Source organism: Streptomyces sp. KR80 (assembly GCF_052245555.1).
GTDB lineage: Bacteria > Actinomycetota > Actinomycetes > Streptomycetales > Streptomycetaceae > Streptomyces.
Map to the genome: position 1 here is coordinate 72,982 of NZ_JBQQCD010000019.1, position 21,219 is coordinate 94,200.

Annotated in this window: 19 protein-coding genes and 1 pseudogene; 5 read left to right on the forward strand and 15 right to left on the reverse strand. The window is 72.4% G+C overall.

Going from position 1 to position 21,219, the window contains the following annotated elements:
* Window positions 1-72: 72 nt before the first annotated feature.
* Window positions 73-807, forward strand: coding sequence for an SLATT domain-containing protein (locus tag ACTWQI_RS23980; protein ID WP_443273603.1), 735 nt, complete (start codon window positions 73-75; stop codon window positions 805-807).
* 85 nt (window positions 808-892) lie between these two features.
* On the opposite strand, the gene ACTWQI_RS23985 is transcribed toward ACTWQI_RS23980, so the two are convergent.
* The 5 genes from ACTWQI_RS23985 to ACTWQI_RS24005 form a co-directional block, all read right to left on the reverse strand.
* A complete protein-coding gene (locus tag ACTWQI_RS23985) occupies window positions 893-1,543 on the reverse strand; it encodes a hypothetical protein (protein WP_443273604.1) in 651 nt (216 codons plus the stop codon).
* Between the two features lie 122 nt (window positions 1,544-1,665).
* Window positions 1,666-3,591 carry a glycosyltransferase family 2 protein gene (locus tag ACTWQI_RS23990; protein WP_443273607.1) on the reverse strand — a complete coding sequence of 642 codons (1,926 nt, stop codon included), beginning with the start codon at window positions 3,589-3,591 and terminating at the stop codon, window positions 1,666-1,668.
* Complete coding sequence (locus ACTWQI_RS23995; RefSeq protein ID WP_443273609.1) at window positions 3,588-4,412, reverse strand: dolichyl-phosphate beta-glucosyltransferase; 825 nt, start codon at window positions 4,410-4,412, stop codon at window positions 3,588-3,590. The genes ACTWQI_RS23990 and ACTWQI_RS23995 overlap by 4 nt, the downstream gene beginning before the upstream one ends.
* A gap of 178 nt (window positions 4,413-4,590) precedes the next feature.
* On the reverse strand, window positions 4,591-5,223 hold the full coding sequence (locus tag ACTWQI_RS24000; protein WP_443273683.1) for a GntR family transcriptional regulator: 633 nt from the start codon (window positions 5,221-5,223) through the stop codon (window positions 4,591-4,593).
* A gap of 354 nt (window positions 5,224-5,577) precedes the next feature.
* A complete protein-coding gene (locus ACTWQI_RS24005; protein ID WP_443273610.1) occupies window positions 5,578-6,933 on the reverse strand; it encodes an aspartate aminotransferase family protein in 1,356 nt (451 codons plus the stop codon).
* Between the two features lie 165 nt (window positions 6,934-7,098).
* Here ACTWQI_RS24005 and ACTWQI_RS24010 point away from each other — a divergent pair, with 165 nt between their 5' ends.
* Window positions 7,099-7,731 (forward strand): DJ-1/PfpI family protein, encoded by a 633-nt coding sequence (locus tag ACTWQI_RS24010; RefSeq protein ID WP_443273613.1) that lies wholly within the window; start codon window positions 7,099-7,101, stop codon window positions 7,729-7,731.
* A gap of 41 nt (window positions 7,732-7,772) precedes the next feature.
* Window positions 7,773-8,222: a MarR family winged helix-turn-helix transcriptional regulator gene (locus tag ACTWQI_RS24015; protein WP_443273684.1), complete on the forward strand. Its 450-nt coding sequence runs from the start codon at window positions 7,773-7,775 to the stop codon at window positions 8,220-8,222.
* Window positions 8,223-8,349: 127 nt separating this feature from the next.
* Here the strand turns inward: ACTWQI_RS24015 and ACTWQI_RS24020 are convergent, their stop codons facing one another.
* A complete protein-coding gene (locus ACTWQI_RS24020; protein WP_443273616.1) occupies window positions 8,350-9,636 on the reverse strand; it encodes an adenylosuccinate synthase in 1,287 nt (428 codons plus the stop codon).
* Between the two features lie 172 nt (window positions 9,637-9,808).
* Here ACTWQI_RS24020 and ACTWQI_RS24025 point away from each other — a divergent pair, with 172 nt between their 5' ends.
* A complete protein-coding gene (locus tag ACTWQI_RS24025) occupies window positions 9,809-10,855 on the forward strand; it encodes a hypothetical protein (RefSeq protein WP_443273618.1) in 1,047 nt (348 codons plus the stop codon).
* 73 nt (window positions 10,856-10,928) lie between these two features.
* On the opposite strand, the pseudogene ACTWQI_RS24030 reads toward ACTWQI_RS24025, so the two are convergent.
* Window positions 10,929-11,463 (reverse strand): annotated as a pseudogene (locus ACTWQI_RS24030) (GbsR/MarR family transcriptional regulator).
* Between the two features lie 58 nt (window positions 11,464-11,521).
* Here ACTWQI_RS24030 and ACTWQI_RS24035 point away from each other — a divergent pair.
* On the forward strand, window positions 11,522-12,112 hold the full coding sequence (locus tag ACTWQI_RS24035; protein ID WP_443273619.1) for a hypothetical protein: 591 nt from the start codon (window positions 11,522-11,524) through the stop codon (window positions 12,110-12,112).
* A 129-nt stretch (window positions 12,113-12,241) separates the two neighbouring features.
* Here ACTWQI_RS24035 and ACTWQI_RS24040 read toward each other — a convergent pair whose 3' ends face one another.
* The 8 genes from ACTWQI_RS24040 to ACTWQI_RS24075 form a co-directional block, all read right to left on the reverse strand.
* Complete coding sequence (locus ACTWQI_RS24040; RefSeq protein WP_443273620.1) at window positions 12,242-13,498, reverse strand: cytochrome P450; 1,257 nt, start codon at window positions 13,496-13,498, stop codon at window positions 12,242-12,244.
* A 66-nt stretch (window positions 13,499-13,564) separates the two neighbouring features.
* The gene (locus ACTWQI_RS24045) at window positions 13,565-14,254 is read right to left on the reverse strand and encodes a response regulator (RefSeq protein ID WP_443273622.1); all 690 of its coding nucleotides are present in this window, start codon (window positions 14,252-14,254) and stop codon (window positions 13,565-13,567) included.
* A complete protein-coding gene (locus ACTWQI_RS24050) occupies window positions 14,251-15,579 on the reverse strand; it encodes a sensor histidine kinase (RefSeq protein WP_443273624.1) in 1,329 nt (442 codons plus the stop codon). Before ACTWQI_RS24050 ends, ACTWQI_RS24045 begins: the two co-directional genes overlap by 4 nt.
* A 131-nt stretch (window positions 15,580-15,710) precedes the next feature.
* Window positions 15,711-16,676, reverse strand: coding sequence for an alpha/beta hydrolase (locus ACTWQI_RS24055; RefSeq protein WP_443273626.1), 966 nt, complete (start codon window positions 16,674-16,676; stop codon window positions 15,711-15,713).
* Entirely contained in the window at window positions 16,673-17,878 is a 1,206-nt protein-coding gene (gene kynU, locus ACTWQI_RS24060; RefSeq protein WP_443273628.1) for a kynureninase, read from the reverse strand. The genes ACTWQI_RS24055 and kynU overlap by 4 nt, the downstream gene beginning before the upstream one ends.
* Window positions 17,871-18,731, reverse strand: a complete 861-nt coding sequence (locus tag ACTWQI_RS24065) for a tryptophan 2,3-dioxygenase family protein (protein ID WP_443273630.1) — start codon at window positions 18,729-18,731, stop codon at window positions 17,871-17,873. The genes kynU and ACTWQI_RS24065 overlap by 8 nt, the downstream gene beginning before the upstream one ends.
* 267 nt (window positions 18,732-18,998) lie before the next feature.
* Window positions 18,999-19,412 (reverse strand): DUF3151 domain-containing protein, encoded by a 414-nt coding sequence (locus tag ACTWQI_RS24070; RefSeq protein WP_443273632.1) that lies wholly within the window; start codon window positions 19,410-19,412, stop codon window positions 18,999-19,001.
* A 38-nt stretch (window positions 19,413-19,450) separates the two neighbouring features.
* Window positions 19,451-21,193: an MFS transporter gene (locus ACTWQI_RS24075; RefSeq protein WP_443273634.1), complete on the reverse strand. Its 1,743-nt coding sequence runs from the start codon at window positions 21,191-21,193 to the stop codon at window positions 19,451-19,453.
* Between the last annotated feature and the right edge of the window lie 26 nt (window positions 21,194-21,219).

The following is a 21,219-nucleotide window of genomic DNA, read 5'->3' on the forward strand; positions in this document are numbered from 1 at the left end:
GGTAGGAAGGGGGGCCGCACCACGCACGGACGACCGCAGGCAGAGACCGCACACCGCAGAGGGAGCGCACGGGTGAGTCAGCCGGAGATGCACCCCGAGGGGCTCCCCCGGGAGGAGGGCGGGAAGCAGCAGGGCGACCTGCTCGGTCGGCCGTTCCCGCACGGCGACTGGGGGGAGCCCGCGGAGCGCCTCGAGGAGCTCTACCTCTGGGTCGAGTCCCGCGCGCTCCGCACCGTCGACTGGTACCTCGCCGACCGGCGGCGCAAGCGCCGCGCGGCCCAGGGCCTGCGCCTGGGCTCCGCCACGGTGGCCGTGGTGGGCGGAACGCTGCCCCTGCTGGGCCTGACCGGTGCCATCCACGACGGCACCGCCTGGGGCATCCTGGCCCTGCTGGCCGCCGCGGCCTGCGTGGGCTGCGACCGCTACTTCGGGCTGACCGCCGGATGGATGCGGGACGTGGCCACGGCGCAGGCGATCCAGCGGCGGCTGGAGGCGCTGCAGTTCGACTGGGCGTCGGAGAGCGTACGCGAGGTGCTGGGGCCGACCGAGGGCACTGCGAGCGAGGCCGCCGAGCGCTGTCTGACCGTGCTGCGGCGGTTCTCCGAGGACGTCTCCGAGCTCGTACGGGCCGAGACCGCCGACTGGATGGTCGAGTTCCGGGCCGGTTCCGGGCCGCTGCTCACGCAGACGCTGGTCCCGTGGGCGCAGCGACCGGGCTCGGGCGGGCAGTCGGCGAGCCGATTCCAGCTGCCGCCGGGCGCCCGTCCGAGCATGCCGCGGCAACGGCCGCCCGAGGCGCCGCGTTGAGGCACGTCGGCCGACCCGCGAAGCGGTCAACGGTCAGGGGTCGGCGGTGAGGGGTCAGCGGTGAGGCGTCCAGAGGTGTCAGGGGTCAGCTGAAGACGATCATCGAACCCTGGCTCAGGCTTCGCATCGCCGCCGCGTGCAGGCCCAGCCAGACGTGCCGCTCGCGGGCATACGGGCTGTCGTCGTACGGCACGGTGGCTGCGGGCTCCTCCAGGGAGGTGGGCCGGACGGGCGGAGCGGGAGCCGCGGGCGGATTGACCGGGTCGATGCCGATCGCCGGGGCGACGGTCTCCAGCTCCCGCAGCAGGCCGTTGCTCGATCCCAAGGGGCCGCCGCCCGCCATCAGTTCCTCGTTCGCCAGCGGCTGGGCGAAATCCAGCGGCACGTACGCGCCCGCGTGGTCGTAGTGCCAGACCAGATGAGACTGCTGGGCGGTGCCCTCGAACATCTCGAGCAGCTGCTCGTAGTCCCCGCCCAGTTCGTCGACCGGCGTCACGGCCAGGCCCGAGATCTGCAGCAGGTAGGCGCGGCGGAGGAAGTGGAGCGCGTCGTAGTCGAATCCGGCGACCGGGGCGACGTCCCCCGAGAGTCCCGGCATGTAGCCGAAGACCGGGACGGACGGCAGACCGGCGTTGTTCAAGGCCTTGTCGTAGGTGGCGAGTTCTTCGGCGAACGGGTTGTCGGGGCTGTGGCACAGCACGTCGACGAGGGGGACCAACCAGAGGTCACATGCCACGGGCGCTCTCTCTCGGTCGCATTGATGTGGTTCGTTGCGATGATCGGGACAGCGTAGTGTGCCGGGCACCCGACGTCAGCCGGACACCCCAGCGGCAGCCGCGCGCCGGGCCGTCGCGCCCGTCAGCCGACGTCCCACACCCACGCGTCCTCCACCGGCTCCCCGGGGAAGCCCAGCAGCCGCTCGAGCGTGGCCCGCAGCGCCTCGTCGTTCCCCTGCCGGGGCAGCACCACCACGCCCGCGCGCCAGAAGCGCAGGTCCTCTCGGGCGGCCCGCTGCTGCTCCGGGCCGATCGCCGGAATCCGGCCGCTGTAGCGGACGTCACGGAGGAGGTCGTTGGTGGGGCGTGGCACGGCGCCGTAGATGCCGATCCGCTCGGGGCCCCAGGGCCCGTTGAAGTAGCCGCCGGGCAGCGGGAATGCGAAGTCGGCGTCGATCTGCCACTTCAGGGCGCTCGCCTCGGCGGGCGAGGGCAGCGGGACGGGTACGACGGACTGGCCCGGCTGGACGTACGTGCGCCACGTGCCGTCCGTGACGAACGCGGGGACGGCCGGGCGGTCGACGGTCGGCAGCGGCTTCGGTGTGATCGGCAGCAGTGCGGCACCGAGGGCGAGGCAACCGGCCACGCGCATGAGGAGGGCACGGCTGCGCCGGTCCCGCGCGGTCACCGGGTCTTCGTCCGACGCGACTTCCTGCGCCGCGACCGACTCCGCGTCCTGCGCCGCGACCGACTCTGGAGCCGGCTCCTCCTCCGCCGCCGGATTCGCCATGGGGTCGGCGGTGGCCGCCGCCGCCCGGTCGACCGCCGTCCACGCAAGGGCCAGCAGCATGCCGATCGCCGGGGCGCACACCATCGCGTAGCGCGACTCGATGACCGACTCGAACAGCGGCAGCTTGTCGAAGAGCCACCACGGCCCGGGCACCGTAGCCCCCGTCAACGGCAGCGGGACCCGGGCGCCCAGCGACAGCAGGGCCGCAAAGACGACCGTCAGTGCCAGAGCCCTGACCACGACGCGCTTCCGGAGCACGACGGAGATGCCGAGGAGCACGCAGGCCAGCGGCCAGCCGTAGAAGGCGTTCTGCTCGGTCGGGTTGAGGGACAGCGCGGCGGCCGTCTGCTCGTCGCCCGCGAGGGCGCTCTTGGAGAACTCCACCAGGGCGAGCGGGGAGTTGCCGGTCGGGCCGTGCAGGATGCTCTGGTAGCTCTGGTCCCCGAAGAACTGCCAGTACAGCGGGTACGCGACCAGCGGCAGACAGACCGCCGCGGCCACCCCGAGGCCGCCGAGCAGCGGCAGTGCGGCCGAGCGCACCACGGCCGGTCGCATGCAGGCGTAGCCGGCCGCGAAGACCAGCATCCCGGTCGCGGCGAGCAGCAGCGCCTCCTCGCCCAGGAAGATCTGCCAGGCCAGCAGCAGTCCGAGCACCACCCCGTCCCGTACAACCCGCCGCCCCTCGCAGAGCCGCAGGGCGCGGTCGATGATCAGGGGGATCACGAACAGCACCACCAGGTTGGGGTGGGCGTTGGCGTGCGAGATCATCGGTGGCGCGAAGGCGCTGAAGGCGCCGCCGAGAACGGCCGCCGCGCGGCCGGTGCCGAGGTGCTTGCGGATCAGCCAGTACCAAGCGGTGGCAGTCGCCGCGAGGCCGCCCGTCAGGACGATCGCCCAGGTGACGGTCGGTCCGAAGACGGCGGTGACCGGGGTGAGGGGCACGGAGAGCCCGAGCATGACGGTGTTCGCCATGAGGTTCACGCCGAGCGGGAAGTTCTGCAGAGTCGTGAAGAGCGGGTTGTCGGCGTACAGGACATGGTGGGCCGTGACCGCGAAGAACCACTCCCACTGGTTCTGGTCGCGCAGGCTGTCGACGAGGTAGGCCCGGTCGAGATCGGCCCACAGATGGACGTAGAGCAGTAGGGACGCCAGCAGGTAGCCGACGGGTATGAGGAAGGCCGGGGGGCTCGTCCGGCGGCCCGGCGCGACCGTGTCCACCTCGCTCCGCTCCTGTGTCCGCTCCGGGGTGGGTGTCGTCTCCGTCGTCTCCGTCGTCACGTCGTCCCCGGTCCCTTCGCCCCCGGTTCGCGCACGTCCTGCGCTTCGCGAACCCGCGCGCCCCGGGCTCCCGGGGTTTCCTGCGGCTGACCGCTCTCGCGCCGCAGTCGGACCCGGACCAGCACGACCTCGGCGAGCACGCGGGCGTAGTCCAACGGACCGACCTTTGAACCCGGCTGGTGCGCCCAGCGCACCGGGACCTCGGCGATCGGCCAGCCGCTGGCATGGAAGATCCGCAGTATCTCGACGTCGAAGCCCCACCCGTCCGTACGGGCACGAGCGAAGGCCGCCCGGGCCTTGTCCCCGTCGAAGAGCTTGAAGCCGCACTGGGTGTCGCGGATCCCGGGCACCGCCATGAGCTGTATCAACCGGTTGCCGGCCTTCCCCAGCAGCTCGCGCAGTACATGCTGCCGGGTCTCGATCCGCGCCCCGGGCTGGGCCCGGGAGCCGATCGCGGCGGCATAGCCCTCGTCCAGCCGGTCGTGCAGCCGGGCCAGCTCCTCGATGGGCGTGGCGGCGTCGGCGTCGCAGAACAGCACGCGGCGGCCGCGGGATGCGCGGATCCCGATCCGTACGGCATGGCCCTTGCCCCGGTTGACGGGTGCCCGGAGCAGGCGGATGCCGGACTCGGCGACTGCGGCCTCGGCTGCCACGGCGGCCGTGCGGTCGGTGGACCCGTCGTCGACGACGATCACTTCCCAACGGAGCCCGGTGGTGCGGAGGTAGCGGCAGACGTCGTCCACCCCGCGGCGCAGCCGAAGCTCCTCGTTGTACGCGGGAACGACCACCGAGAGGTCGATGACCGCGGACGATTCCGGCACCGGCTCCCGGGACGGCTCTCCGGGCGGCTGCGGTCTTGGCGCGGGTAGCGCCACCCGTCGTACGGCGTCCATGCGTGACTTTCCCCCTACGTGGTCGACCGTGTGTACGGTACCGGGCCCCGGGCGGCCGGAGGTGGCGGGAAGCAGCGGACCGGGGCTGGTCGGGCCCCGGTCTGCCTCAGTGTGCGGGCCTGGCCTCGTCGAGGAGGCTCAACGCATGCTCGTTGTACTCCTGGATGATGCGCTGTGCGGCCGCCGCATCGTGGCGGTCGACGGCGTCGACGAGGTCGTTGTGACCGCTCCACAGCTGCCCCTTGAGGTCTCCGGCGCGGCGCAGATACGGCACGGCGAACGCCCAGCACTGCACGCGGACGCGGTCCAGTAGGTCCGATATGTACGGATTGCCGACGAGGCAGCCGAGTTCGTGCCAGAACCGCAGGTCGTAGCCGATGAGAATGTCCAGGTCGCCCGCTCGGGAAGCCCGTTCGGCCTCGTCGGCCCGGCGCCGTACGGAGGTCAGGGCCGCCGGGGTCGCGGCCTGGAGCAGCCGGTCGGTGGCGCATCGGAAGATCCCGTCGACGATGAGGGCGCGGGCCTCGATCATGCTGCGGAAGTCGTCCGGGGTGAAACGGTGCACCTGGAAGCCCCGGTGGTGCTCCATGTCGATCAGACCCTGCGCCGAGAGGTCGACCAGCGCCTCGCGGACCGGTGTGGCGGAGACGCCGTACTGCTCGGCGATCTCCTTCACGGTGACATGCCGCCCGGCGGGCAGCCTGGCGGCCAGGATCTCGTCACGCAGTGCCTCGGCCATCTGCTGGCGCAGGGTGTTGCGGGTGACGGGGGACCGGTTGTCACCGGCGCCATTGCCGCCACCGCCATGCCCGCCGCCCCGGTGGCCGCCCGGCTGTCTGCCGGGCTGACGGCGGCTGGGACTGCCGGCTCGACTGCCGCCGTGGATGTCGCTGCCGCTGCCGGGCATCCGTAGTTCTCCTTCCGCGGGCCCACAGGTGGGGGTCGGCCCGCGGACACGATAAGCGCTTACGCCCGCTGCGCGCCCACTCCGTGCGACGGTCATCACACCCCGCCCGAGACCTGGGACGACGCGGGGCCGCCCGTCCGGAAGGCGGTGCCCTCCGGAGGGGCGGCCCAGGTGGTGCCCGTGAGGTCAGGCCGTATGGGCGTCCGCGGCCGCGAGGGCCTCGTCGAGGACCGCCAGGCCCTCCTTCGCCTCGGCTTCGCTGATGGTGCACGGCGGCACGACGTGCGTGCGGTTCATGTTCACGAACGGCCAGAGACCGCGCTGCTTGCAGGCCGCCGCGAACTCGGCCATCGGCGCGTTCGCCGCACCCGACGCGTTGTACGGCACCAGCGGCTCACGCGTCGTACGGTCCTTCACCAGCTCCAGCGCCCAGAAGACGCCCATGCCGCGGACCTCGCCCACCGACGGATGCCGCTCGGCGAGCGCGCGCAGGCCGGGGCCGAGGACCGTCTCTCCGATCTGTGCCGCGTGCTCGACGATCCGCTCCTCCTCCATGGCGTTGATCGTCGCGACGGCGGAGGCGCACGCCAGGGGGTGGCCGGAGTAGGTCAGGCCGCCCGGGTACGGCAGCCGGTCGAAGGTCGCGGCGATCTCCGCGGAGATCGCGACACCGCCGAGCGGGACGTAGCCGGAGTTGACGCCCTTGGCGAAGGTCAGCAGGTCCGGAACCACGCCGAAGTGGTCGGCGGCGAACCAGCGGCCGGTGCGCCCGAAGCCGGCCATGACCTCGTCGAGGACGAAGACGATGCCGTGGCGGTCACAGATCTCGCGGACACCGCTCAGGTATCCGGGCGGGGGCACCAGGACGCCCGCCGTGCCGACCACCGTTTCCAGGATGACCGCGGCGATGGTCTGCGGGCCCTCGAACGCGATGGTCTCCTCGAGGTGGGCCAGGGCGCGCTCGCACTCCTGCGCCTCGGTGTCCGCGTGGAAGTGCGAGCGGTAGAGGTGCGGACCCCAGAAGCGCACGACCCCGGCCGCACCCGTGTCGGAGGGCCACCGGCGGGGGTCTCCGGTCAGATTGATCGCGGCGGCGGTGGCCCCGTGGTACGAGCGGTACGCCGAGAGCACCTTCGGCCGGCCCGTGTGCAGCCGCGCCATCCGGACGGCGTTCTCCACCGCCTCCGCACCGCCGTTGGTGAAGAAGATCTTGTCCAGGTCGCCGGGCGTGCGCTCGGCTATCAGCCGTGCGGCCTCGGACCGCACGTCCACGGCGAACCCCGGCGCGATCGTGCACAGCCTGGCCGCCTGCTCCTGGATGGCCGCGACGACCTTCGGGTGCTGGTGGCCGATGTTGGTGTTGACCAGCTGGGAGGAGAAGTCGAGGTAGCGGTTGCCGTCGTAGTCCCAGAAGTGCGAGCCCTCCGCACCGGCGACGGCCAGGGGCTCGATGAGCCCCTGTGCGGACCAGGAGTGGAAGACATGGGCGCGGTCGGCGGCCTGGACGGCCTTCCCGGCCTGGGGGTCTGCATGAGGGGTCATGCACACAGCGTAAGGAGCCCGACGGGCCCGGCCCCACCGCCAATCTGTATGGCTTCGGCCGCGTTGTCCGGCACCCTGTCGGGTCCGGCGGTGAGGGATTGACAGCATGCTGCATTTTTGACAGCATACTGTCAACACGGGGGAATCCCGCACCAAGGAGAAGCCATGACCAGCAGGACCGTCCACGTGGCCGGCTACGACACCCTCGCCGACTGGGAGTTCGGCTACGCGACCTCGCTCATCAGGGACACGTCGTACCACCGCGCCCCCAGGATCGGCTTCAGCGTCGCCACCGTCTCCGCCGACGGCGCCGGCCCCGTCACCACCATCGGCGGGATGCGCCTCCTGCCCGACCTCGCGCTCGAGGAACTGCGCCCGGAGGACAGCGCGCTGCTGATCCTCCCGGGGGCCCAGCTGTGGGACAGCGGCGAAGAACTCGCTCCCTTCACCCGCAAGGCGCGGGAATTCCTCGATGCGGGGGTGCCGGTCGCCGCGATCTGCGGAGCCACCGCCGGTCTGGCCCGCGAAGGGCTGCTCGACGACCGGGACCACACCAGCGCAGTCCCCGAATACCTCGCCCAACAGCCCGGCTACCAGGGCGACAAGCGCTACCGCGAGGCGGACGCGGTGAACGACCGGGGGCTCATCACGGCCGGGCCGACGGAGCCGGTGGCCTTCGCCCGGGAGATCCTGGCGGAGCTGGGCGTGATGGAGCCGCAGGTGCTCGACGCCTGGTACCGGCTGTTCCGGCACTCCGACGTCGAGGCGTTCCCCATCCTGATGAGCGCCGCTGCATGACGGGGAGAGGCGGCACGGTGGAACGGTCGGCCCAGAAGGAGATGTCCGAGCAGGAGATGCTGTCCGGGACCGCGCTGGCCGTGTTCCGGCTCAACGGCCAGTTCCTCTCGGCGGCTGAGCGGCTGGCCCGGCCCGCCGGGCTGACCGCCGCCTGGTGGCAGGTACTCGGCGCCGTACTGCGCGAACCGCTGCCCGTCTCCGGCATCGCCCGCGCCATGGGCATCACCCGGCAGAGCGTGCAGCGCATCGCGGATCTGCTGGTCGGCAAGGGCCTCGCCGAGTACGTGCCGAATCCGGCGCACCGCCGCGCCAAGCTGCTCCGCCCGACCGACGAGGGGTACGCGGCCGTGGACCGCATCGGCCCGGGGCACGCGCATCTCGCCGGACTGCTCGCGGAAGAACTCGGACCGGCCCAACTCCAGGAAACCGTACGCGTCCTGGAACGGCTGTCCCGCGCCCTGGACGCCGTCGAAGGGAAAGTGACCGAGTGACATGGGCCGGATGAGCGACGGCGGGTCCCCGCGGACCGACGTCCGCGGGGACCCGCCGCGCCGGAGCCGGACGTCCGGAACCGCCCGCCGTCGATGCCGCCGATGGCGGTTATGCCGCTCAAGGCGCTTATGAGAGGAAAGAGTTGATCTCGATCGTCTCGTCGCGGCCCGGGCCGACCCCGACCGCGGAGATCGGGGCACCGGACATCTCCTCGAGGGCCTTCACATAGCCCTGGGCGTTCTTCGGCAGGTCGCTGAAGGTCTTCGCCTTGGTGATGTCCTCGGACCAGCCCGGCAGCATCTCGTAGACCGGCTTCGCGTGGTGGAAGTCGCTCTGGCTGTACGGGAGTTCCTCGACGCGCTTCCCCTCGATCTCGTACGCGACGCAGACGGGGATCTGCTCCCAGCCCGTGAGCACGTCGAGCTTGGTCAGGAAGAAGTCGGTGAGGCCGTTGACGCGCGTGGCGTAGCGTGCGATAACCGCATCGAACCAGCCGCAGCGCCGGTCGCGTCCCGTCGTGACGCCGCGCTCTCCGCCGATGGCGCGCAGCTTCTCGCCGTCCTCGTCGAGCAGCTCGGTCGGGAAGGGTCCCGCGCCGACACGCGTGGTGTAGGCCTTGAGGATGCCGATGACTCGGCTGATCTTCGTGGGGCCGACGCCGGCGCCGGTGCAGGCGCCACCGGCGGTCGGGTTCGACGAGGTGACGAAGGGGTACGTGCCGTGGTCCACGTCGAGCAGGGTGCCCTGGCCGCCTTCGAACAGGACGACCTGGCCCGCGTCGATGGCGTTGTTGAGGATCAGGGTGGTGTCCGCGACGTAGCCCCTGATCTGGTCCGCGTAGCCGAGCAGTTCCTCCACGACTTGGGCGGGGGCGATGGCGCGGCGGTTGTAGAGCTTGGCGAGGACCTGGTTCTTGAAGTCGAGGGCCGCCTCGACCTTCTGGGCCAGGATCGACTCGTCGAAGAGGTCCTGGACGCGGATGCCGACCCGGTTGATCTTGTCGGCATAGGTCGGGCCGATACCACGGCCCGTCGTGCCGATCTTCCGCTTGCCGAGGAAGCGTTCCGTCACCTTGTCGAGAGTGGTGTGATACGGCGTGATCAAATGCGCGTTACCGCTGATCAGCAGCTTGGAGGTGTCGACGCCACGGTGCTCGAGTCCGCTCAGCTCGGAGAGCAGGACTGCCGGGTCGACGACGACACCGTTACCGATGACCGGGGTGCACCCCGGCGAGAGGATTCCGGAAGGGAGGAGGTGCAGCGCGTACTTCTGGTCGCCGACGACGACCGTGTGACCGGCGTTGTTGCCACCCTGGTAACGCACCACGTAGTCCACGGAGCCGCCGAGCAGATCGGTGGCCTTCCCCTTGCCTTCATCACCCCACTGAGCACCGAGCAGCACAAGTGCGGGCACAGGCGTACACCCCTTCCGGGCGGGGCATGTCCAACGTGCCGGTCGGCTCGCTGCGCAGATGCAGCCGCCGCGAGAGCCGTCGAACCGGTGCCCCGGATAGACGAAGCCCCTGGCGCAAGGCAACAGCGACAGGGGCTCTTGCACCGAGAGATTACCTGACGGAAGGACCGAGGTGTCGGCACAGTGTCATGGGCACGCTCCCCCAGACTCCGTCCGGGGGCACCCCCTGCTCCTCGTCATTGATCCGGTCGCCCGTCGTATCGACGGCGAAGCCGTGCGCATCGCGAAAGATGTGCTGTGTGCGGGCGCGGCCACGAAAATCTGTCTGCCGGACGGACCGGAGGAGGTGGCGCGGGCGCTGTCCCGGCGCGGCAGTCGGCGGCCGGTGGTCGTGGGCGATGACGCGGCGTTGGTACGGGTCGTGGGGATGCTGCACCGGGAGCGGGCACTGAGCGAGGCGGCACTGGCGCTCGTACCGGTGGGGGCATCGGCGGCGCTCTCGCTGGCGCGGACGCTGGGCGTGCCGACGGGGCCGGTGGCGGCGGCGCGTGCGGTGCTGGACGGGGTGGACCGCCGACTCGACCTGTTGGTGGACGACAGCGACGGAGTGGTGCTCGGCGGGTTGCGCATTCCGGCGCCGGCCGGCGGCGCCGGACGTGAGGGGCGCGGGCCCTGGTGGCAGTCGGGCCTGCGGGGCTGCCGTTCGCTGGTCCAGACCCTGACCAGGGGAGGGGCGGAGGCCGCGGCAGAGACGGAACGGACCACCGCCGGAGCGGGCGGTGCCGAGCGCGCGGCGGCCGAGTCCGCGGATGTCGCCGGAACGGCCGGGCCCCGCGATCCGGCCGGTAACGGCGGTGTGCGGCCTTCGGCTCCATCGGCCGGCGCGGGAGCCCAGTCCTCCCGAGGAGACCGCCGTGCGCACCGGCTGCGAGTGGAGGCGGACGGGGATCTGCTGGTGGATCTGGACCGGCCGGTCGAGGGCCTGTCGGTGACGACCTCGGGACCGGATGCGGACCACGGGGGCTTCGCCCATGTCGTGGTGAATCCGACCGCCGACGACGGCCGGCCGGCCGCTGCCGTCACGGCCAGGGCCCGGGCGATCACCGTGTCGGGCCCCGACTTCCGCTACCACGCGGATGCCGTGGTGGGCGGACCGGTCCGCACCCGCACCTGGACGGTCCGGCCGGACGCGTGGCGCCTCACGCTCCCCCACGCGTAGCAGCACGGGGCCCGGGGTGGTCCGCCGACCCCCCCGGGCCCGGCGGGAGGAGCCCGCCTGGGGGTTCCGTGCCCTACTCCGCCGCGGCGCCGCCTTCGCGGCGAGCGGACTGACGATGCCGCCAGCGCTCCATCACCTGGAGCAGCTCCTTCTGCAGGAACTCGAAGAACTCGGCCGTCTCGGCGACGCGCTCGCCCGCCGGCGAGGCGGCCGAGGGTGTCGGCTCCGTCGCGCAGGACCTTCTCCCAGCGGGTCAGGACTTGGTCGCGGCGGGTGAAGGTCTCGTACCAGAGCTCGTTGTGCAGCCGGTAGCGGTCGCGGCGGGAACCCGGATCGCGCTCCCGGCCGACCATGTTGACCTGGGAGAGGTACCGGATCGCACCGGACACGGCCGCCGGGCTGATCTGGAGCCGCTCGGCGAGCTCGGCGGAGGTCAGCGAGCCGGAGTCGGAGGCGAGCAGAGCAGCGAAGACCCGGGCCGCCATCCGTTGCATACCGGCCTCGGTCAGCTCCGCGGCGAAGCGCTCGACGAAACGGGACACCGCTTCGTCATCACGGCCGACGTCGCGTCGGCGCCGGTTCTTAGCGGCGTCCGCCGTCTCGGTCATCGCCTCATCATCTCCCCTGCTCCGGACCTGACTCCCCTCGGGCGCGGTCTTCGGCGGCATGACCCACGGCGTGGCCGACCTGGTCGGCGGCAACGACGACACGCGGGAGATCTTCGAGCGGATGGGCGGGCGGCAGGACCTCACCGACGCTTTCCTCGCCTCGATGATCGGCATGCTCGGCATGGTCGCCGCTCTTTACGCGGTGGGCTGCGTCCTGCGGCTGCGCGGCGAGGAGACCGGCGGGCGCGCCGAGCCGGTCCTCGCCACCGCCGTCAGCCGCTTCACGTGGGCGACGAGCCATCTGGTCTTCGCCTTCCTCGGCACGGCAGTCGTCCTGTTCGTCGGCGGGTTCGCGATGGGCCTCGGCCATGGTGTCGCGGCCGAGGACGTGGGTGGTCAGCTGCCACGGCTGCTGGGCGCGGCCCTCGCGCAGGTGCCGGCCGTGTGGGCGCTCGCAGCGGTGGCGGTGCTGCTCTTCGGCGCCTTCCCGAAGGCGTCGGCGGCGGCCTGGGCCGCGGCCGGGGGCTGCCTGGCCATCGGCTGGCTCGGCCCCGCGCTGGAGCTGCCGCAGTCGGTCATGAACATCTCGCCCTTCGGGCACCTGCCGAGGCTGCCCGGCGCCGAGATCTCGGCGGCTCCGTTCCTGTAGCTGTCGGCACTGACGGCGGCGCTCACCGTCGCGGGCGTAGTGGCGTTCCGCCGCCGGGACCTGGGGTGAGCGACCCGGGCCCCAGCGGCCCGGGTCGCGCCACCAGGACGGACCGGACCCTCCAACACATCAGACCTCGACGACGAGTTCCTTCAGGCCGCGGATCACGTAGCCCGGCTTTCGCTCCGGCTCCGACAACATCCGTAGGCCTGGGGCCCGCTCGAGCAGCTTGCCGAAGGAGGCCGTGAGCTCGATCCGGGCGAGCGGCGCGCCAAGGCAGTAGTGGATGCCGCCGCCGAAGGAGATGTGGGGATTGTCGGCGCGGGCGAGGTCCAGACGGTCGGGGTCCGGGAACCGGGCCGGGTCGCGGTTGGCGGAGCCGAAGAGCAGCGCGACCTCCGAGCCGCGGGGGATCGTCCGGCCGTCGATCTCGATGTCGTCCAGTACCCAGCGCTCGAACAGCTGCAGCGGAGTGTCGTAGCGCAACAGCTCCTCGACCGCGCGGGGGAGAAGCGCCGGGTCGGCCCGGAGTGCGGCCAGCTGCTCGGGATGGCGGAAGAGCGACAGCCAGCCGTTGCCGGTGGTGTTGACCGTCGCCTCGTGGCCCGCGTTCAGCAGCAGCACACAGGTCGAGATCATCTCCTGCTCGCTCAGCCGGTCGCCCGCGTCGTATGCCGCGATCAGTCCACTGATCAGGTCGTCGCCGGGAGATGTGCGGCGGGCGGCGATGAGCTCGCGGAGGTAGGCGGAGAACTCGACGGAGGCCTGGACCGCTCGGCGGGCGGTCTCCTCCGTCCGGTTCAGCTCGAACATCGCGACCATGTCCGCCGACCAGGGCCGCAGCAGCCCCCGGTCCTCCCGGGGGACGCCCAGCATCTCGGCGATGACCGCGACGGGCAGGGGCTCGGCGAGGCTGGCGATGAGATCCCCACCGCCTTCCTCGCACAGCTCGTCGACCAGCTCACCGGCGAGCCGTTCCACCGTCGGGGTCAGCTGCTCGACCCTGCGCGGGGTGAAGGCCGTCGAGATCAGCCGGCGGATCCTGGTGTGGGCCGGCGGCTCGAGCTCCAGCAGACCGTGGTCGTTGAGGACATGGAACGGCTCCTGCTCCTGCGGCGGCGCCGGCCGGCCGAACTCCTCATGGGTGAAGCGGTGCAGATACGTACGGCCCAGTCGGCGATCGCGCAGCAGCGCGCTCACATCGCTGTGATGGGGGATCAGCCACTGGCCGGAGCCCTCGAAGAAGAGGGCGCGGCCCCGCGCGCGCAGCTCCGCGTACGCGGGGTAGGGGTCGGCCACGAAAGCCGGGGACCAGGGATCGAACTCGGGGTGGACGTAAGGCCCGGGCGGCTCGGGGGCGTCGGCCCCGGGGGCTGCAGCACTCATGGACCGACGTTAGCCGCCACCGCGGCCATCCGCCGTACGACCGCCCGGGGTTCGGCCCCCGGTTGCTCAACCGCCCGGCGTCACCAGGCCGATCTCATACGCGAACACGGCGGCCTGCGTACGGTCGCGCAGCCCCAGTTTCACCAGGATCCGGCTGACATGGGTCTTCACGGTCGCCTCGGTGACGAACAGCCGGGCGGCGATCTCCCCGTTCGACAGGCCCTGCGCGATCAGCGCGAGCACCTCCGTCTCGCGCTCGGTCAGCGCCTCGATCCGGTCCATCCGTGGGGCGCGTGGCGCGCCGAGCCGGGTGAACTCGGCCAGCAGCCGCTTGGTGACGGTCGGCGCGAGCAGCGCCTCGCCCGCCGCCACGATGCGTACGGCGTCGGCGAGCTGGCGCGCCGACGCGTCCTTGAGGAGGAAGCCGGACGCGCCGGCGCGCAGGGCCTCGTAGACGTACTCGTCCAGGTCGAAGGTGGTGAGGATCAGGACTCGGGTGCCGCCCTCCGGGGCGGCGGATCCTGCCTCGTCCTGCCGCTCCGCGGCGATCCGGCGGGTGGCCTCGAGACCGTTCATGCCGGGCATCCGGATGTCCATGAGGACGACGTCCGGACGCAGTTCGGCGACCTTGGCGATGGCCTCGTGACCGTCGAGGGCCTCGCCGACCACCTCGATGTCCGGCTGCGCGCCCAACAGCACGGAGAAGCCTTCGCGGACCATCAGCTGGTCGTCGGCGATCAGCACGCGGATCGTCATGCGGACTCCCCCTCACCGGCCTGGTCGGCGGCGGGGGCGGCCGCCTGGTCGACCGGGAGGAAGGCCACGACCTCGTAGCCGCCGTCCGGAGTGGGGTGGGCGGTCAGCTCGCCGCCCAGCATCGAGGCGCGCTCCCGCATGCCCATCACGCCGTGGCCGATGCCCGGGGAGGGCAGCACCTTCTCCGTGGGCGGGGTGTTGGCGATGCGCAGGCCGAGGCCGGTGAGGACGTAACTCACCTCGACCCGGACCTGTGAACCGGGCGCATGGCGCAGGGCGTTGCTCAGCGCCTCCTGGATGATCCGGTAGGCCGACAGCTCCACGCCCTGCGGGAGGCTGCGCTGCGCGCCGGTGCGCGCGACGTCGACGGACAGGCCCACGGACCGTACCCCCTCGACCAGCTCGTCCAGGCGGGAGAGGTCGGGCTGCGGGGCGTCGGGGATGCCGTCTTCGACCTGGCCGTTCTCGAAGCGCAGCACCCCGAGGACACGGCGCAGCTCGGCCAGCGCCACCACCGCGCTCTCGCGGATCGTGGCGAAGCTCCTGGTCAGCTCCTCGGGCGGATCGGTGACGCGGTACGGGGCGGCCTCGGCCTGAATCGCGATCACGGACATGTGGTGGGCGACGACGTCGTGCAGTTCACGGGCGATCCGGGCCCGTTCCTCAAGCTGGGTGTGCTGGCCGCGGACGTCGGCCACGAGGGTCTCCTTCTCGGCGACCTCACCGCGGGCCAGCGACCAGCCGCGCACGGCGAGGGCGATGGCGAGGACGACGGCGGCGAAGACGGCGAACGAGCCGACGGTCGCCCCGTCGGAGAAGCCCAGAAGCCCGCCGATTCCACCCAGAACGACCAAGGAGATCAGCCACATCTCGACGGCCACCCGGGGCCTGGACCGCAGCGTCACGATGACCATCACCCCCAGGTGCGCCAAGATCCCGGCCCCCGGCCCGTCATTCAAGGCGGTATCGGCGGCCATGACACCGAGCGACAGCCACCAGGCGCCGACGGGACGGAAGAGGGTTATGAGGAGCGGTGCGGTGTGGGCCAGCGCCAGGAGGACCGCCACCGCGGAGCCACCGGGCGAGTCTTCCCGGCTGGCGGTGTCGATCATGAAGATGTACAGGGCGACCGCCACAACTGCGGCATAGGGCAGCCAGCGGGCACCCATCCGTTCGAGGCGGGGCCGGCGGGCGAAGCGCTCGGCGCGCAGTGGCTGCAGGGGCCGGAAGGCCCAGGCGTCCCGGAACAGGTCCTCATGCAGGGCCCGCCAAGCAGCTCGGGCAATCCGGGACTCGGTCCAGGTAGAGGTCGTCGTCTCGTTCACACCGTGCACGCTACGCAGTGCGAGCCCGGGCGTCGTCACCATGTGAGGTGACTTCGCGGCGTCCGTCGCGAGGATGACGAGCGGTGTTGGTGTGGTGACCGCGCCGGGGCACCGACCCGGAAGCGGGGATCTCAGCGGCTGAGCCGCTCGATCTCGGCCACGACCGTACGGGTCGCGGGCGCGGTGGGATCGATGAGCGGAAAGTGCCCCACGCCGTCGAGGACGACGAGCCGGGTCCGCGCTCCGGCACGCTCCGCCGCATCGGCGAAGGCCCGGGCGACCTGCGGAGGTACGTCGCTGTCGGTGGCGCCCTGCACGATCGTGGTGGCGATTCCGGTGGGGAGCAGCGCCGCGGGGTCGGCGTACGGCCGCCGCGCCGCGTACGCCTCCGGCCCGCCGAGGAACTGCACGACGGCGTCGGAACACACACCGAGCTCCCGGCCCAAGGCGAAGTCCGCGATGGGGGCGAGTGCGACGACGCCTCGGACGGGGGGAGGGGCGGCCAGGCGCCATGGGGATCCGCCGGGCTGCCGATGCCGAGCGGCGGCCCACAGGGCGAGGTGCCCCCCGGCGGAGTGCCCGACGAGCACCACGCGGCCGGCGTCGACCCGCACCCAGGGCGCGGCCGCGCGGCCGCGCGCGGTGGCGGCACTGCCCGCCCCTGCGGACTCGGCGGACTCGGCGGACTCGGCGGTCAGCTCTTTGACGAAGGTCGGGATGACGTCGACGGCTGTAGCGACGTCGTCCAGCGTGTCGGGCCAGCGGCCGGCGCGCGACAGCGCGGGCCCGCCGTGCCGCTGAGCCGACGGCGCCGGGCCTCGGCGGTACTCCACCGAGGCCACGGCGAAGCCGTGCCGTGCCAGATGCGCCGCCAACGGCGAGATGTGCCTGCGGTCGTAGGGCGCGCGCCACGCCCCGCCGTGCAGCAGCACCACGAGCGGCGCCGTCCCCTCGCCCCCGCACGGGGCGTAGAAGTCGACGACCTGATCGGGGTGTTCGCCGTACGCGAAGGTCGCATCGGCGGGCACAGGCGCATGTGCCAGCACAGCAGCCACCTCCACGTCGCCAGCGGACTCGGCCGCGGCAGGCACGGTCAAGCTCCCCTCTCGGCGGCGAGCACCTCGCCCAGCACGCGCGCGGCGCGCTCCGTGTCCGCGAATGACGTATAGAGCGGGGTGAAGCCGAAGCGGAGGACGTCCGGGCGGCGGAAGTCGCCGACCACGCCTCGCGAGGTGAGACCGCGCATGACCGCGCCCGCCTCCGCGCAGCGCAGCGCGACCTGGCTGCCGCGCTCGGCGTGCCGGGCCGGGGTGAGGCACTCCACCCGTCCGCGCGGCACGCAGTGCGCCACGCACTCGAGGAAGAAGTCCGTCAGCGCGAGGCTCTTCGCCCGTACCGCGTCGATCGAGACGTCCTCCCAGACGTCCAGCGCCGCCTCCAGCGCCAGCATGGAGAGGATGTCGGGCGTGCCGACGCGGCCCCGCACACAACCGTCGGCCGGAGCGTAGGAAGGCACCATGCCGAAGGGGTCGGCATGGGAGTTCCAGCCCGGGAGCGGGGAGTCGAAGCGGGGCTGGTGGTCACGGCGGACGTAGAGGTACGCGGGAGCCCCCGGGCCGCCGTTGAGGTACTTGTACGTGCAGCCGACGGCGAAGTCGACCCGCTGCTCGTCGAGCCCGACCGGCAGCGCGCCCGCGCTGTGGCATAGATCCCAGACCACCAGTGCCCCCGCCGCGTGCGCGGCGGCCGTCGTCCCGGGCAGGTCGTGGAGCCGGCCGGTGCGGTAGTCGACGTGGTTGACCAGCAGGGCGGCGGTGCGCGGACCGGTCTCGGCGGCCATCGCACCGGGCGCGACGGCCCGGAGGCGGCAGCCGGTCAGCCGGGCGGCGGACTCGGCGATATAGCCGTCCGTGGGGAACGTCGACGCGTCGACCAGCACCTCGTCACGGCCTTCCCCGGCCATGCGTACGGCCGCGACGACCGCCTTGAAGACGTTGACGCTCGTCGAGTCCCCGACCACGACCTGCCCGGCCGCCGCCCCCACGAGCGGTGCGATCCGGTCGCCGATCCGCTCGGGCGCGGTCCACCAGCCACTCTCCTCCCAGGAGCGGATCCGCAGCCGTCCCCACTCGTGCTCGACGACATCGGCCAGTCGCTGCGGCACCGAGCGGGGCAGGGCGCCGAGGGAGTTGCCGTCGAGGTAGACGACGTCGTCGTCGAGGGCGAAGCGATCGCGCGCCTTGGCCAGTTCGTCCGCGGCATCGAGCCGCGCCGCCTTCTCCGCGAGTGCTTCAGACATGGCTACGCGCCGTCCACAGCTCGGGGAAGACGTACTTCTGCGCCCGCTTCTCCAGCCAGGCGACCCCCGCCGATCCGCCGGTGCCGGGCTTCGCGCCCATCGCCCGGCGGGTCGCGACCAGATGGTCGTTGCGCCAGCGCCACACCAGCTCGGCGACCTCGGTCAGCGCCTCGCCGAGCCGCAGCAGTTCGCTGTCCTGCCGGCCGGAGTAGATCTGCTGCCAGGCCTGCTCAACTGCGGGTTCGGGCTCGTAGCGCTGCGTCGGATCCCGATCGAGTACGGATCGGGGGATCGCGTAGCCGCGGCGGGCGAGCAGCCGTACCACCTCGTCGTACAGGCTCGGTTCCGCGAGCGCCTTTTCGAGCTCGGCGTGGGCCCGCGGTGCGCCACGGTGTGGGACGAGCATCGACGTGGACTTCTCGCCGAGCAGGAACTCCAGCCGCCGGTACATCGCGGACTGGAAGCCGGAGCCTTCGCCGAGCGCGCCGCGGTAGGCGTTGAACTGCGCAGGGGTGAGGTGCGCCAGCGGCTTCCACGACGCGGTGAGCGACTCCAGCTCGTAGGTGGAGCGGGTGAGCGCCGCCATGGCGCCGGGCAGATCGTCCTGGCGCAGTGCCTCGGCGGCCGTCCGCCACTCATGGACGATCACGGTGAACCACAACTCCATCACCTGGGTGGTCACCAGGAAGACCATCTCTCCGGGGTCGTCGGAGAGCGGGTGCTGCAGGTGCGTGAGGACATCCGCTTGGACGTAGTCCTCGTAGGGTGTCGTGCCCCCGCTGCCAATAGTGAAGTCCGGGGTGAGATCCGGGGTGTCCGGATCGACTGCGGACATATTGGGCTTCTGGGACATCACTGTCTCCTCGGTACGTGCTACCGGGTAGCGGTCCGCCCCTTCCTCTCGGCATTGGAGCCCCGGTCCCCTCGGGCCCGCCTGCGCGGTCCGCGCGATGCAGGCCCACGCGCATCATCCGTGGCGGGTGCCCGCTCCGGCAAGGGCTGCCTGGGCGAATCCGGCAGCCAGGCCCGACGGCCGTACGGTCGCGCGACCAGCGGCCGGGCGGCCGTACGGCCGAGTGGGCACGGGCTCGGGAAAGCCCGCGCCGGGAGCGCACAGACCTCAGGTGAGGGTGTCCGCGGCGGTCGGGGAGGAGTCACGCAGGAAGGTCGCACAGCGCTCGTACTCGTCCTGCTCACCGATGGACTGCGCGGCGCGCGCGAGGGCGTGCAGCGCGCGCAGGAAGCCGCGGTTCGGCTCGTGCTCCCACGGCACGGGCCCGTGGCCCTTCCAGCCGTTGCGGCGCAGCGCGTCGAGGCCGCGGTGGTAGCCCGTGCGGGCATATGCGTACGACTCGACGACCCGGCCTGCCTCGAAGGCGTCGTCGGAGAGCTGTGCCCAGGCCAGCGAGGACGTCGGATACTTCGCCGCCACGTCGGCGGGGGCGGTGCCGGAGGCGAGCAGCTCGCGCGGCTCGGGTTCGTCGGGCAGATGGGTCGGGGGCGGTCCCCCGAGCAGATTCTCGTGAATGGCCATGGGTTCAAGTTTGCCCGGCCCGGCCCCGAAAGGGGCGCTCAGGGAGCCCTCGGAGCAGAGGGGCGGGAACCGTCCACCGCCGGGCCGTGGTCCCCCGCCGACCCGCCGCGGGTCTCACCGGGGTCGAGCGGTGGCGAGCTGACCGCACAGTGCGTACGGCACTCCGCCCGGCAGCGCTGCGGCTCGCCCGGGGCGGCGGGCTCCAGCACATCGGTCCGCACCGCGAGCCATGCGATCAGCGCTCCCAGCACGAGCACACCCGCGCAGATCGGCATGGCCCGGCGGAAGGTCTCGCCGAACTCCCCGGCATCCCGGTACGCCTCCGGCCCCATCCCGGCGAGCAGCGGCAGTGCGGCGACCGCGATCAGGCCCGCCGCGCGCGCCACCGCGTTGTTGACCCCGCTCGCGAGGCCTGCCCGGGCCACCTCGACCGATGCGAGGACGGTCGCGGTGAGCGGCGCGACCAGCAGCACCATGCCCGAGCCCAGCACCAGCAGCGCCGGCAGCACGTCCGTCCAGTACGAGGCTCCCGCACCGGCCCGGATCATCAGTAGCATCCCCGCCGCGCAGAGCAGCGACCCCGCGGTGAGCGGGATCCGAGGGCCGATCCGCTGTCCCAGCTCACCGGACCGCGAGGACAGCAGCAGCATCAGCAGGGTGATGGGCAGCAGGGCGGTACCGGCGGCGAGGGCGGAGTAGCCGAGGACCACCTGGAGCTGGAGGACGGAAAGGAAGAAGAAGCCGCCGAACGCCGCGTACACGCACAGGGTCACGGCGTTGACCGCGGTGAACTGGCGGGAGCGGAAGATCCGGGGCGGCAGCATCGGGTCGGCTCGTCGCGAGGCGGGCCACGGTTCCCGCGGATGGTCCCGCTGCCGCTCCAGCCGCCGTTCCCGCCGGATGAAGGCGGCGCCGAGCAACAACCCGCCGAGCGCCGTGACCAGGACGGCCGGGGAGGCGCCCTGCTCGGGGGCCTCGATCAGGGCGTACGTCACGGCGCCGAGCGACAGCGCGGCGAGCGCGGCGCCCGGGACGTCGAACCGCCCGGGGGCCTCGCCGGCGAGTGCCCCCGCGGGCGCCGCAAGCGTCTCGGGCACGTGCCGCAGCGCCACGGGCACACAGACGGCGGCCAGCGGGACGTTGAGCAGGAACACCCATCGCCAGCCGGGTCCGTCGACCAACCAGCCGCCGAGGAACGGCCCGACGGCCGCCGCGACGCCGGTGAGCCCGGACCAGGCACCGACGGCGCGCGCCCGTTCGTCCGGGTGGATGGTGGCCTGGATCAGGGCCAGGGATCCTGGGGTGAGCAGTGCCGCGCCGATGCCCTGCAGGGCGCGGGCGGCGATCAGCACCCCGGCGCCGGGTGCGAGCCCGCAGGCCAGCGAGGTCAGCGCGAACCAGACGACGCCGACGACGAACACCCGCCGCCGCCCGAACCGGTCGCCGAGCGCCCCGCCGAGCAGAATGAGCCCGGCGAGGGTGAGCATGTAGGCGTTGACGGTCCACTGCAGGACGGCCAGGTCGGCGTCGAGATCGGCCCCCATCCGGGGCAGGGCGACATTGACGACGGTGCTGTCGAGAAAGGCCATCCCGGACCCGAGCACGGTCACCAGCACGATCCATCGCCCGGCGGCCTCGGAGAGCCGGGTGGTGCCGGCATCCCCGGGCGGAGGCGCCTCGGGCGGCCGCGATCCCGCACCATCCCGCCCGGGCGCCTCCGCGGGCCGCCCGACGCGCTCGCGCCTGCCCTCACCGGGAGCCCCGGCCGAGCCCTCACTCATACCGGGATCATCCCCGCCTTCGCCGT